Origin of the sequence: Chryseobacterium sp. CH21, assembly GCF_004119445.1 — a bacterium.
In the GTDB taxonomy this organism is placed as follows: domain Bacteria; phylum Bacteroidota; class Bacteroidia; order Flavobacteriales; family Weeksellaceae; genus Chryseobacterium.
This window is the reverse complement of record NZ_QICI01000062.1, coordinates 95940-109853: the sequence shown is the minus strand read 5'-3', so window position 1 is coordinate 109853 and position 13914 is coordinate 95940. Positions and strand designations below refer to the sequence as shown.

The 13914-nt window shown below is 35.7% G+C and carries 12 protein-coding genes; 6 read left to right on the top strand and 6 right to left on the bottom strand.

The window, feature by feature from the left end; translation table 11 throughout:
* Positions 1–125: 125 nt before the first annotated feature.
* The 3 genes from BOQ62_RS13350 (at position 126) to BOQ62_RS13340 (ending at position 1802) form a co-directional block, all read left to right on the top strand.
* A complete protein-coding gene (locus BOQ62_RS13350; RefSeq protein WP_129040198.1) occupies positions 126–704 on the top strand; it encodes a YdeI/OmpD-associated family protein in 579 nt (192 codons plus the stop codon).
* A gap of 16 nt (positions 705–720) precedes the next feature.
* Positions 721–1116 carry a DoxX family protein gene (locus tag BOQ62_RS13345; protein WP_129040196.1) on the top strand — a complete coding sequence of 132 codons (396 nt, stop codon included), beginning with the start codon at positions 721–723 and terminating at the stop codon, positions 1114–1116.
* A 131-nt stretch (positions 1117–1247) separates the two neighbouring features.
* The gene (locus BOQ62_RS13340) at positions 1248–1802 is read left to right on the top strand and encodes a DUF4256 domain-containing protein (RefSeq protein WP_129040194.1); all 555 of its coding nucleotides are present in this window, start codon (positions 1248–1250) and stop codon (positions 1800–1802) included.
* Between the two features lie 10 nt (positions 1803–1812).
* Here BOQ62_RS13340 and BOQ62_RS13335 read toward each other — a convergent pair whose 3' ends face one another.
* Positions 1813–2775 carry a hypothetical protein gene (locus BOQ62_RS13335; RefSeq protein WP_228414089.1) on the bottom strand — a complete coding sequence of 321 codons (963 nt, stop codon included), beginning with the start codon at positions 2773–2775 and terminating at the stop codon, positions 1813–1815.
* A 158-nt stretch (positions 2776–2933) separates the two neighbouring features.
* Here BOQ62_RS13335 and BOQ62_RS13330 point away from each other — a divergent pair, with 158 nt between their 5' ends.
* The gene (locus tag BOQ62_RS13330; protein ID WP_129040192.1) at positions 2934–3437 is read left to right on the top strand and encodes a hypothetical protein; all 504 of its coding nucleotides are present in this window, start codon (positions 2934–2936) and stop codon (positions 3435–3437) included.
* A gap of 52 nt (positions 3438–3489) precedes the next feature.
* Here BOQ62_RS13330 and BOQ62_RS13325 read toward each other — a convergent pair whose 3' ends face one another.
* The 3 genes from BOQ62_RS13325 to BOQ62_RS13315 all read right to left on the bottom strand — a co-directional run bounded on the left by BOQ62_RS13325 (position 3490) and on the right by BOQ62_RS13315 (position 8129).
* Positions 3490–4518 (bottom strand): threonine aldolase family protein, encoded by a 1029-nt coding sequence (locus BOQ62_RS13325; protein WP_129040190.1) that lies wholly within the window; start codon positions 4516–4518, stop codon positions 3490–3492.
* A gap of 83 nt (positions 4519–4601) precedes the next feature.
* Entirely contained in the window at positions 4602–5030 is a 429-nt protein-coding gene (locus BOQ62_RS13320) for a hypothetical protein (protein WP_129040188.1), read from the bottom strand.
* Positions 5031–5117: 87 nt separating this feature from the next.
* Positions 5118–8129: a zinc-dependent metalloprotease gene (locus BOQ62_RS13315; protein WP_129040186.1), complete on the bottom strand. Its 3012-nt coding sequence runs from the start codon at positions 8127–8129 to the stop codon at positions 5118–5120.
* A gap of 324 nt (positions 8130–8453) precedes the next feature.
* On the opposite strand from BOQ62_RS13315, the gene BOQ62_RS13310 reads away from it, so the two are divergent.
* Positions 8454–9107 (top strand): metal-dependent transcriptional regulator, encoded by a 654-nt coding sequence (locus tag BOQ62_RS13310; RefSeq protein ID WP_129040184.1) that lies wholly within the window; start codon positions 8454–8456, stop codon positions 9105–9107.
* Between the two features lie 62 nt (positions 9108–9169).
* On the opposite strand, the gene BOQ62_RS13305 is transcribed toward BOQ62_RS13310, so the two are convergent.
* Positions 9170–11599: a TonB-dependent receptor gene (locus BOQ62_RS13305; protein WP_129040182.1), complete on the bottom strand. Its 2430-nt coding sequence runs from the start codon at positions 11597–11599 to the stop codon at positions 9170–9172.
* A gap of 286 nt (positions 11600–11885) precedes the next feature.
* Here BOQ62_RS13305 and blaIND point away from each other — a divergent pair, with 286 nt between their 5' ends.
* On the top strand, positions 11886–12614 hold the full coding sequence (gene blaIND / locus BOQ62_RS13300) for an IND family subclass B1 metallo-beta-lactamase (RefSeq protein WP_129040180.1): 729 nt from the start codon (positions 11886–11888) through the stop codon (positions 12612–12614).
* Between the two features lie 52 nt (positions 12615–12666).
* Here blaIND and BOQ62_RS13295 read toward each other — a convergent pair whose 3' ends face one another.
* Entirely contained in the window at positions 12667–13842 is a 1176-nt protein-coding gene (locus tag BOQ62_RS13295) for an aminotransferase class V-fold PLP-dependent enzyme (RefSeq protein ID WP_228414086.1), read from the bottom strand.
* Between the last annotated feature and the right edge of the window lie 72 nt (positions 13843–13914).

The window sequence follows — 13914 nt, the reverse complement described above, 5'->3', positions numbered from 1 at the left end:
ACTCCTGAATAACTCAAAACTCTTCAACTCTAATACTCTCAAACCCTCTAACCTAAACATCTCGCATCCCGAAACCCAAAACTCCCCCAACTCTAATACCCTCAAACACAAAAAAACAACACCATATGAATCCAAAAGTTAATTTTTTCTTCGAAAACGCCGGACAATGGCAGGAAGAATTTGAAAAGTTAAGAACCATTGCCCTAAGCACTGAACTTGTGGAAGATTTAAAATGGGGCTGCCCGTGTTATACTTATGAAGGGAAAAATATTTTCCTGATCCATGGTTTTAAAGAATATTGTGCTCTTCTATTCTTTAAAGGAGCCTTGATGAAAGATCCCGATCATATTCTGATTCAGCAGTCTAAAAACGTACAGGCGGCAAGGCAGGCTCGCTTTACGAATGTAGAACAAATCAATGATTTGGAGGAAGTCCTTCGCTCCTATATGTTTGAAGCTGTTGAAATTGAAGAATCAGGTGCAAAAGTTGAAATGAAGAAAACCAAAGAGTTTGAAATAACTGAAGAGTTTCAGAGCAAGCTGGATGAAAATTCTGCATTACAGGAGGCTTTCAAAGCATTAACTCCTGGAAGACAAAGAGCTTACCTCCTCCACTTTTCCTCTGCAAAACAGTCTAAAACCCGTGAAGCCCGCATAGAAAAATGCATTCCACAAATCATGGACGGAATAGGATTAAACGATTAACTATAAAAACCTCATCATGAACACACCACAATCACAAAAAAGAACAAAAATCATCTATTGGGTATTTACCCTTTGGATGGCCCTGGGAATGGTTTCCACTGCCATTGTGCAGCTGATGAAAAGCAAAGATGAACTGCTCAATTTTACCCATCTGGGCTACCCTTCTTATCTGATGAACATCATCGGAGTATGGAAAATTCTGGGCGTTATTGCCATCCTGATCCCAAAACGTCTTTTGTTGAAAGAATGGGCCTATGCAGGATTTTTCTTTGTCATGTCAGGCGCTGTAATTTCCCACCTGATCGTAGGTGACACAGCGGGAAGAACTTTTCCGGCAGTACTTTTATTTGTCCTCGTCCTTATTTCCTGGTATTTCAGACCTGCAGATAGAAAAATCACTATTATTGACTAATAATTTTAAAGATAAAAAGTCAGAAATTTTATCGAAGATAAAATCCTCGCGCCTTAAGAAATATTCTCATTAATATAATTGGCGTCTTTGCGATTTCCAGCAACAAAACAAACTACAAAACAAAATTTGACATGAAAAAGAAGCTTACCCAGGAACAAACCAACGACCTTTTAAAAACATTAGAAATTCGTTTTGAAAAAAATATGAATCGCCACAAAGACCTGAAATGGGAAAAAATCCAGGAAAAACTGGAAGCCAATCCCGAAAAACTCTGGTCTTTACATGAAATGGAAACTACAGAAGGCGAGCCCGATGTAGTAGATTACGACAAAAAAACAGATCAATATTCCTTTATCGACTGTTCTTCGGAAAGCCCAAAACGCCGAAGCCTATGCTATGATTACCAGGCATGGGACTCCAGAAAAGCCAACAAACCTGAAAGTAATGTTATTGATACCGCTTCTGAAATGGGCATTGAACTTTTAAACAAAGAACAATACAACTATCTTCAGGAACTGGGAAAATTTGATCAAAAAACCTCAAGCTGGATTAAGACCCCTCAGCAAATTCGGGAATTGGGAGGCGCTATTTTCTGCGACAGACGATACAACACCGTATTTACTTACCACAATGGTGCAGATTCTTATTATGCAGCGAGAGGTTTCAGAGGAATATTAAAAGTATAAAGGAGAATTATCATTTGGAATCTCTCAGCCAGGGAGATTCCACACTCCAGAAAATAATTTTTACTCCCAGATAGTTTTCGGCATACTCTGTAAATACTTCTTTGGTAAAAGGTTTTTTAGTTTTAGGATTTTTATAAGTAAGCGTCGGCTCCTGAACCGCCATTGCCACAAAAGGAAGCTTTCCTTTGTATTGATTAAAAAAAGGATAAGAATTTTTCATTTGACCTTTTTTATTCGGAACAATATCAGGACCACCCAATCCTATATTATTTTTATAAGCGAAATCAAACAGTCTGGACATGTATTTGTGATCATTATCCCATTCACACGGAAAGAAATTCACATATTGCAATACATAAGAATCATGGAAAACACTTTTTGTAAATTTTAGATTTTCCAATTCAGCCTGAAAATAACGGTCGCAGCTAAACCCTGTTTGATCCTTTTTCATTTCAATATCTATCGAAGTTTCCGGAAGATTAATCCCCTGAATCTTTCCGTCAAATTTTTTTGCCAATTCTCCTATCAGCTTCTGAAATCTCATTCGGACAGCGGGATTCCATTGCTGAGTGACCCACCCGCTTCCAATAGGTTTATTTTCACCCGGATTATCGAATTGAGGAACCAGTCCTCCTGCATACTCTTTATCATTCAGCACATAATCAGGAATATATCTTGCCTGTGGTTCAAAAAACCTATCCTGAAGCTGGATAAATAGTTTTTTATGGAGACTTGTCAGATAATCTAAATCTTTTTCAATAACAGAAAAATCATATACATCTTTGGATTTTTCCAGAGCTTTCCAGTTATACACAATCTGTACACCACCGATATCTTCCCGAGTGATCATCTTTTCAATATTATGAAGGTCTCCCGAAGAAGTATAAATGTAATTTTGAGGAGCCTGTGCTGTCACACATTGTAAACCTAAAATAAATAATACCAACCCTAGTACTTTAGTCATCTTTTTCATTAAAATCAATTTAAAAAAATAAATCATTTTTCGTGCCTAAAAACATTTATCATTTTTAAGACTATTGAAAATTACCCTTATTTACCAACAATATTCTTTAATATATAAATACTATTGCTATTTTTGGAATTCAAAATTTGATTTTAACAATTAAGGATATGAAAAAATTAATCTTATTGGGTGCTGTTTCAGCTTTTTTAATCAACTGTAATAAGAAAACTGAAGTTCCGGCTCCGGCTCCAAAAGCAGATACAATTGCTGTTGAAGAACCTGTAATTGATACGCTTGGACCAAAATCTTTCTGTTATATTGGAGTAACTGGTAAAGACAGCGTTTTTGCCTCTATTGATGACAATTTGGGAACAATCACCGGAAAATTATCTTACAAAAACAGTGAAAAAGACAGCTCAAAAGGAGATGTAACCGGTTTTAAATCCGGAGATACCCTGAAACTGACTTACGAATTTACTGCGGAAGGTAAAAAGAGCAAAAGAGATATCTACTTCCTTCAAAAGGATAATGCTTTGACAGAAGGTATTGGTGATCATAAAGAAGAAGACGGACAGTCCAAATATGCTGACGATAAAAAAGTAAGCTATAAAGACGGACAGAAGCTAACTTCAGCTGACTGTAAAGCAGTAACCGAAGCTTTGAAAAAATAATTCTGTCTCATCATAAAAATAAAAACAGCCTTTTTCAAGGCTGTTTTTTATCTTAATTCTGTTCAATAATTTCAATAAAGCGATTCACAGCTTCATCTCCTGTACTCCAGGAGGTAATGAGACGAATGGCTGAAGAATCTTCATCTATCTTTTTCCAGATATAAAATTCAAAATATTCAGATAATACCTCTATCAATTGATTATTGAGAATAGGAAAAATCTGGTTGGTATAAGTATCAGAAAGAAATGCAGCGCCTTTTTTCTGTAATGCATTCTTAATTTTCATTGCCTGTTGATTGGCATGTTTCGCAAGATCAAAGTACAAATCGTCTTTCATCAGTTCCATAAACTGAATTCCCAACAGTCTTCCTTTTGCTAATAATGCTCCTTTCTGTTTGATATTAAAAGCAAAATCTTCCTGAAGAACAGGATTATTAATCACAATAGCCTCTCCTATCAAAGCTCCGTTTTTGGTACCTCCAAGGTAAAAAATATCGGTCAGAGCAGCTACTTTTTCCAGAGTAAGATCACTGATTTCAGCTGTCAGACCATGCCCCAGCCTTGCTCCGTCCATGAACAGATACAATTTATTCTGCTTACAAAATGCGGAAAGCTCTTCCAGCTCTTTTGCCTGATAGATCGTCCCCAACTCTGTAGAATTGGATATATATACCAGCTTAGGCATCACCTGATGGGGTACATTACTATGTCCTTCCAAAACCGGGATAATATCTGATGGTCTTATTTTTCCGTCTGCTGTTTCTATGCTCAGTACTTTATGACCTGTGGCTTCAATGGCTCCTGTTTCGTTATTCAGAATATGTCCGGGTGCTGCGGAAATAACACACTGATAAGGTTTTAAAATAGCGGAAATAACAATTAAGTTAGCCTGTGTTCCTCCTGAAACTAAAAAGACTTCCGAATGCGTATTGTTGATTTTTTCTTTTATTAATGTTTTAGCTCTTAATGAATACTCATCTTCTCCATATCCGGCCTGCTGTTCAAGATTATGATGTAAAAGTGCCTGTAAGATATTTGGGTGGCATCCTTCAGAATAATCGTTTTTGAATGAAAATTTCATAGAGTAAAATTAAACAATAAAAGAAAATTGGTCCTATGAAAAGGCGAAAAAATTTTAAAATTAAATGCCTGTAAATATTGAGTTTATTTGATAACATCATTGGGCTGCCCAACCTGGAAACCTTTTCCGGAATTTATATATATCTTATATTTCTTTTTACATGTTCTTTCCAGTGGCTCAATAAAATAAGAAACTCCGTTCTCCATATAAGATCCCGTTAGATTTCCTGAGGCAATGGTCAAAGTAATAAGCTTTGTACCATCTTCAGATTTCCCTTTAAAACTGTATACCTGCTCTTTTCTCAATGCTTCTGATGTTCTGTCTGTTGTTATATATTTTGTTTCCTTACCATTGATATCATATAAATTAAAAATAACCTCTTTTGCTCCTCCCTTATTCAGTTTATTCTGTTTTATAAATTTCTTAGGGTTAAAATCAAATATAAAGCTTCGGGATTGCCCCGATATATTACAGAACAATGTAAAAAGCAGAAATAGTATAATGTTTTTCATCTTGGGTGGTATTTATTGATACTCATACAAATTCTATACAAAAAAGGAGCTATATCGCTATAGCTCCCTTTACATATATATTATTTATTATTTTTTGATAACTTTTGACTGATGGATCAGTGTTTTATTATTCAATAATTTTAACATATAAACACCGGTTTTAAATTTAGTGAAGTTAATAGCTGAATTATTCATCGTATTACCCTCCATTAATCTTCCCGAAGCATCATAAATTTCATAATGAGTGATTTTCTCATCACTGTATACCTGAAGGAAATCTTTCACTGGATTCGGAACCAAACCAATTGGCTTTTTAGAAAGCTCTTTGGCACTTAATACAGAAGTAATATTTAAAGTAATATTGTTTCTGCTTAATTGGTAACAAACTTTAGCCTGATTAAGTTCCGCAATCGTTTTATTAACTAAGGTGCTTTCTGCTCCGGTAAACGAAATACCTTGAACCATATATGTTCCTACAGGTAAAGTCGTAAAGTTACCTGTTGAACTTGTAGCAATGATTGTATTGGTGGTTGTATTAATAGCTGCATACGTGAAACTAACACCTGCAGGCAGACTTACAGTATCGTAAAATTGTCCAGGTCCATTAATACTAACCACAACACTTGATCCTGCAGGAGTACTGCTCAGATTTCTTGAAGTCATAAAGTACTCCACACCCTTTTCCAGATTTACCGTGAATGTTCTGTAATAGGTAAAGCTGGTTCCTGTTCCGGAATACACAGCATTTGAAGTCAGGAAATTAGCTGTCCCTGTTTGGCTTCCTTTATATAGAGTGATAGCTACTCCACTTGGAGAAGGATAACTTAATGTATAACTTCCGGTTTCCGTTGCTTTGAATTTTAAAGTCAGCATACTTGAGCTTGCGTTAAGCAGATAAGGAGCTGTTTGTGCCTGATTAAATATATACCAGCTATTGGCTGTCATATTCGCAGCATCAAAAGTCAATGTTTTAGAATTATACGTATCATTCGATGGAGTTTGTGGTACCAGATTAAGGTTAGCCTGTGCACTTCCCTGTATTGCTGTTACCACTTTCGGATTGTCTACCATAATGGTTTGGAAAGCATTACAGCTGGAGCTGATGATAAAATTAGTATCGGAAACATCAAAGAATTCTGCATAATCATTTATTACTGCAGTAACTTTAATTCTTGCTTTATTAGTATAAGGAACAAATGGCAAAGTTACCGCTGCTGTCCCATTATTAGGAACATTGGAAGCAAGTACATACGGGAAAGTATCTCCTCCATCCGTAGAAAGAAGGACATTCACCGTATTTTTCAGAACATCAGTCTGGTTTACATCCCACGTTACATTGATATTTGTTTCAGCATTCAATGTTACATTTGAATTAGGATAGGTCACTGTTAACGGCCCTTGATTCGTTACGGTCACTGTAACCTGATCAGAATCAGCCCCGCCTGAAATCACACTGTTATCTCTTACAGTAAATCTCATTTTCATGGTTCTAGCCACCAAAGGAAGTGCTTCTGCTTCGTTAACAGGAGGATTATTCTGGTTATTCAGAACAAATTTCATTTTTGGAAAATATCGTTCTGTAGTCGTTGTACTCTGTTCAGATCTGAATAATGGTGCTGTAGTACTATTTACTGCAGAATACCCTCCAGTTCCGTTAATAGTACTTCCAAAAGCTCCTTTATCATTGGCAGTGGCAACGTCTACCTGATCCCAGGTATAAGAAAGGTTGGTATCTTCCGCATCACTTGCGATCCCTTTCAGTTTAAAAGGTGTATTTTTTGGAATGCTTATCGCGGTGTTACCCGGATTGGCAGAAGGCGGTGTATTATTTACTGCTACAGAACTATAGCAGGTAGAAGATACTGTAAGTGTATTTAAAATCTGATCAATACTTTTAGCATGGAAATAATTCAAACCGTTATTTCCTGTATTGGTTTGATCATTAGGGGTAGTACAGTTATTTTTATAAGCCATAATAGTAGATCCTGAGCCTGGCTCTGTAGCAGCGGCTGAGTTCCATCCGGAAGTACAGAATGTAGGGCTTGAAGATGTTCCTCCTACCGCATTATAAGTATGTCCTGCTCCAAACTGGTGCCCCATTTCATGAACGATCAGGTTGGCAGATAAAGATTTTGGCATAGAGAGCGTCCATTGGCTCCAGGCTCTTGCTTTAAGGGATGACGTACAAGGACGAGGACCTGCCTGTCCCTGAGCGCTTCCTCCCGCTCCGGGCATAATATTAAAGGTATGACCAATATCGTAATCCGCATAAGGCAGTGTTCCGTTCGTATTCATAACATCAAACCCGGATTGTGAATTGGCCGCTGAGGCAAAAGATGGATCTATTGTAAAAGGATCTGTAGCACCATCCGTAAAAATCAGGGTTTTATTGGTTGTTTTATCAATTAAGGTAAAAGAAATGGATAATTCTGATTCATATATCTGATTGATCAGGTTCATCATAGCTACCAATTCTCCAAGAGCAGCATCCTGATTTCCTAAAGCAGTGGTAAACTCACCTGTTGTGGCCACTGCCATTCTGAACGTTTTCAATGAGCTTCCATAAGGGAATCCTGACACGGATTTCTGAACATTCAGTCCTTTGGCTACTGCCTCCAAACTTTCTTTAAAGTCATTTTCGTCAGTACCGCATGTAAACTTTTCACCAAACATTTCAAAAGAGTTGTAAATACGATATTCTCCTTTCTTAGTTTTATAAGGTTCTATAATATAGTATCCTGTTCCGGATTTAACCATTGCAGATATTTCATTTCCAACCAGCGTAAGTTTTATTTTATCCTGTCTGTCCTTTGAATATCCGTCAAAAGTGATAATATTGTCAATTTTTTTGTTTAAAAGATTATTTTCAGATAGAATAAATTCCTTTTTAGTACCATCAATAAGGGGTAAAACAATAGATTGGTTACGAATTTTTTCAGAATTTTTTCTACTGGTATTTACAGTTCTTTTAAAATCATCAACATTAAGTTTAAAAGTTGTTCCGGGGAGATCATCACTGTTTAAACCATTGGGTTTCAATATCTGCGCATTCATAAAAAAGGATGCGCAAAGTGAAAGGAAAGTAATTTTTAATTTCATTGCTCTATTTTTTACGAGGTTAAGATAAGTAATTAATCAACAAATCACTTAAAAATGAAAAAAAGCACATTCAAATTATCCATATATTAAAAAAAATACAGATAATTGTAATTATTCGAAATAATATTCATTAAATAATAGAATAAATAAAAATAATATAACCTTCAAACATTACATGTAACCCCACTCATTTGCAAATTATTTACATCTAGCGATATCTTTTTGCGAAAAAAAATTTAATAATTATTTAAATGAACTTTTTGATTCAAGCATAAGAGTTTATATTTTATTTTGTTAGATTTGTACTGAAAATCATCTAACATTTTGAAAACAACCCTAACAGAAGAGAATTACCTGAAAGCTTTGTTTCATTTAGTTGACAATGAAGGAAAGGTTACCATTAATGAGCTCAGTAAATTTTTGAATGTAAAAATGCCGAGTGTCAATAATATGATGAAGAAATTTGCCGACAAAAAATGGGTCATTTATGAGACTTATAAACCATTAATCGTTACAGAAAGCGGAAGACGTGAAGCAGCCCTTGTAGTTCGTAAACACCGTCTTACCGAAATGTTCCTGGTTAAAAAAATGAATTTTGGCTGGGAAAATGTTCATGAAATCGCAGAACAGCTCGAACACGTGCATTCTCAAATCTTTTTCGATAAAATGGACGAAATTCTGGATCATCCTAAATTCGATCCGCATGGAGAACCTATTCCGGATAAAGACGGAAACATTATCTCACAAGATCTGCAAAAGCTCAGCAACTGTGAACCTGGTGAAAATGTTACTTTTGCTTCAGTTACCCTTTCTGATGATGCTTTCCTCACTTATTTGAATGACAGAAAACTGCTTCTCAATACCAAAGTAAAAGTGGTAAAAGTGGAAAGTTTTGATAAATCAATGACGATAGAAATTGAGGGCAAAACAGAAATTTTAAGCAAAAAAGCGACTGAAAAAATATTGGTTAAAAAATAGATTACTGAAAATTATTATAATAAAGGTGACTTATTTTACAAAGTCACCTTTACTATAATCTATTAAAAAGGAACGATCAGTTTTAAAGAGATATTCCTCCCCATATTATAGATATTTCCTAAGTACTTTAACCGGCTAAGATGTGATTGATAGGCGCGATCAAATACATTATTCACCTGAAACTGCAGGGTGGCAGAATGGTTTTCAGAGTAATGAATGGCGACTGAAGTACCGATATTAAACAATGTACAATCCGGCGTTGCTGTTTCTGTATTATCCAATCCCATATACCTGTTCTGTGCTGCCGAAAACTCTACTTCTGCTGTAGGCGTAACCGATGTAATCAATTTTGACGGGACAGATATTTTCTGGGATAGGTTTCCGGATAATTTCAATGGAGAAATCAAAGGAAGGTATTCACCTTGAGTTTCTTTATTTTTAAATTTCTTATCACGGTTGAACCCATAAATAACGGATAAGCTGGTTTCAAAATTAAATCCTTTCCATTTTTCAGGATGCAGTGACAGCCATGCTTCCATACCATAAAGCTGAGCGGAAGCCTGCTGATACTGATAGGTTTTATTTCCCTGCGTATCTACAATAGGATTTCCCTGAGAATCTACAAGTAATGACAGATAAATATAATTCTGAATATTGTTGTTAAACCAGCTTACATCTGCTGAAAAGTCCTTAAATCTTGTACTGATTCCCAGATCTTCCTGTAATGAGAATTCAGGATTGAAATCTCTGTTTCCTTTATAAATAATATGGGCTCCGGGATCCAGTCCGTTCGAACCAATTTCTGTAATGTTTGGCGCTCTGTAACTTCTTCCAATATTAGCTTTAAGACTGATCTGTTTTGTCAATTGAAAAGCGGAACCGATACTTGCAGACAGACCACCAAAAGTTTTGTTATAAGAAGCAAACCCAAGTCTGGTATTAGCAGATGCCTGAGCAGCATGTTCTTCAAATTGTGTTACAGGATTAGTCTGTATATAAAAATCGTCCCAGCCGATTTTTCGGATATCATAACGGGCACCGCCACTTATGTTGAGCCTTTTATATTTCCATTTGATATAAGTATAGATCCCTCCTTCACTTAAGTTGTAATCGGGAATAGGAAAATCTGTTGCTGATTTATTTTTATTATTTTGAACCATTCCGTTAATACCTGCAGAAATTTCAACTGATGAAAATTTAGGAAAATTATAGCGTATTCCATAGTTTAAAGTATTAAGCCGTACATACATTCCAGGTTGTGAAGGAGCCGTGGGATGATTGTATTCTCTACGGATATTTTGTTGTAAACCTAACTGAACATCCAGGTCTCCTTTCCCAATCTGCTGAGTGTGCTGTGCATATAATCTGTAATGTTGAATCCTCTGGTGTAAAGGAGATAGGGTGTAAGAATTAAGATTTCTCTCTGAAACTACAGGTCTTTTTCCCAAATCATCATCATCTCCCTCTCCTATCTGATAGGTAAATTTTCCAGTAGCCGGATCACGGCTCCCATCAGGTATTCCCTGCAGGTTATCATACAATGTAAAATTGATTTTTGAAAAGCTGGTATTTGTTTTACGTCCTAAAAGAAATGAAAAGTTTTTCTCTTCAAAATTGGTATTGTATACTCTGCCATCTACAGCATTTCTGTAGTTTTTTGCCATTCTGTAGGAAGCATTTAATGAAGCTATAAGAGAATTCTTTTTATACCCCAGCTGCATTCCGTTTCCGATAAGATTATTATTCCCCTGATATTCACTGGTTACTTTCCCATGCACAATACCATCATTCTGAGAAGGGGTATAGGGGAAAAGACTTACCACTCCTGCCAGAGCATCAGAACCGAACATCAGGCTGGCAGGTCCTTTTATAACCTCTGCCCTTTCAATAATATAAGGAGCGACTTCTATACCATGCTCATCTCCCCATTGCTGGCCTTCCTGACGTATGCCATCATAAAGAGTGAGTACCCGATTATAACCCAATCCCCGGATAAAAGGTTTTGAAATATTAGGCCCAGTTTCCACCACACTTAATCCCGGAGCAGATTTCACCAATGAACTGATAATATTGGTTGCAACAGTTCTTTCGATCTGTTTGGAAGAAATACTGAGCATAGCAACAGGGGTTTCTTTGATTAAAGTTTCCCTTGAAACTCCGGTTATTGCAATTTCATCAATGTTGTTACTATTTTGAGTAAGTATAATATTGGGAATGAATGTATTTTTTTTTCCTACAGAAATATTTTTTTCAAATTCTTCATATCCTTTAGCTCTCACCAGAAGTTTGTAATTTCCGGGAACAATATTTTTGATCATAAAATCACCATTTTTATCCACCACAGTTTTGGCTGAAGTGTCTTTCAGCATAACTTCTGCATCCGGATTACCCCTATTTTCAAAAAGTACTTTCCCTGATACTTCTACATCCTGAGCATTTACCATCGAAATAATAAAGATTACAAACACCGACAGCATCAATCTAAATTTCATATACATTAAGGTTTTTATTTAAGTCTGTTAAACATTGAAAAGGGTTATTAATTAAAAACCAAAAGTAGTAAAAAAAACAATATTGCAACAAAGTTGCGTTAAATAATTAGAAAAGACTATTCCTTTTCAAATATTTTCCTGAAAAACTGCATTGGATTAACTGTTAAAAAACGGTTAAACATCTTTTTTGAACTCCCCGAAAAAATTATTTTTAACTAGGTTTGCAAAACATTCACAGACTTTGTCTTTCTGACAAATACTAATCTATAATTATTACTTAAAAATTATGAAGAAAAGCATTCCGTTTTTTATTATTTCGATGTTATTAAGTCCATTTACAAATGCCCAAAACACTCAGGTTAGAGATTTTGTAATTGAACCACAGATTAAGCCTAATTTCTATATTTATAAAACTTTCGGGGTATTCGGCGGGAAAGAATATTCTACCAATGCAGTTTATCTGATTACCAAAAAAGGAGTTGTTTTATTCGATGTTCCATGGCAGAAAACGCAATATCAAGGTTTACTGGATACCATTCAAAAACGTCATAATCTTCCTGTCATCGCTGTATTTGCAACCCATTCACATGAAGACAGAGCCGGAGATTTAAGTTTTTATAATAACAAAGGAATCAAGACGTATGCAACAGCTAAAACCAACGAACTGCTAAAAAAAGAAGGAAAAGCAACTTCTACAGAAATTATAGAAACCGGAAAAACATACCGTATTGGTGGAGAAAAATTTGTAGTAGACTTTCTTGGTGAAGGCCATACTGCTGACAATGTAGTGGTGTGGTTTCCAAAATACAATATTTTGGACGGAGGGTGTCTTGTAAAAAGCAGAACAGCTGAGAATTTAGGTTATACCGGAGAAGCCAATGTTGCGCAATGGCCACAAACCATGGCAAAACTGAAATCCAAATACTCACAGGCCGCTCTTGTTATTCCAGGTCATGATGAATGGAAAGGAGGCGGACATGTAGAACATACGCTGAATCTATTGAATAAAAAATAAAATTTTCGGGCCCTGGCATTCGCCAGGGCCCGAAAATTTTAAAACCATCATTTTAATGGTTGATCTCTTTTAAAAGCTGGGATACTTTTTCAATTTCTTCCATCGTATTGAAATAATGAGGCGATAATCTGATGGCATGATCTACATTTTTAGAAGTAAAATCAATTAATGCATCTCCTTTTTTATTCTCCTTAAAAAATACGTTGTTCTTAGTCAGAATTTCATGGATCTTTTGAACATTTCCATCTGCCTGACAAAAAGTAATGATACTGCTTAATTTATTTCCTTTATCCAACACTCTGAAATCATTGTTTTGTAGATTATTCCTCAATGTATCTGCCAATTTGCGGTTATAACTTTCAATCTGATCCATCCCTATTGCATTGGCATATCGCAAAGCTTCTGTAAATCCCAATAGTTCTGCATATGGCCTTTCAAAAAGTTCAAATCTTTTGGCTGTATCATTGAGCTGGAAATCATCAAAAGATGTCCATTGGGCTCCAATACTATCTAAAAACAAAGGATACATTTTCTGGTTTAAAGCTTTGTCTGAAACATACAAAAATCCTGTTCCTCTTGGTCCACGCATAAATTTTCGTCCGGTTACTGTCAGAAAATCACAATTGATTTTTTCAACATCTACCACGATCTGACCTACAGACTGGCAGGCATCCACAAGATAAAGAATATCATATTGCTGACACAGCTTCCCAACTCCTTCTATATTCTGAATTAAGCCGGAATTGGTAGGAATATGGGTAACGGCAATTAATTTGGGATGATGCTTTCTGATCAAATGTTCAAAATCTTCAAGATCCAACTCATTGTCAGAGAGATTGGCAACTCTGATAATTTCAATTTTATGTCTTTTCTGCAAAGAAATAAAGGCGATCTGATTGGATATATAGTCATCATTGGTGGTAATAATACAGTCTCCTTCTTTGAAAGAAATGCTGGACAAAGCTTTAGCATACCCATCTGTAGAACTTCCTGCAAATGCAATATTGGAAGATTTGGTATTAATCAGTTTTGCTGTTTCTTCGTAAAACTGATTAATCAATCCTGAGTTTCGTGTGGCCGCAGCATATCCTCCAAACTCCTGTTCTTCATATAAAAACTTGATTGTAGTCTCTACAACAGACTTAGGCATTAATGAAGCTCCTGCACTGTTTAAAAATATTTTATCCGAACATCCCGGAGTATCCTGTCTTATAATATCTAAATTCATTTTTATCAATCCTTACCACAAATTTACTTTTAATTTTTTCTATATAAGCCTCTATAAAAAATCCCGAATTTT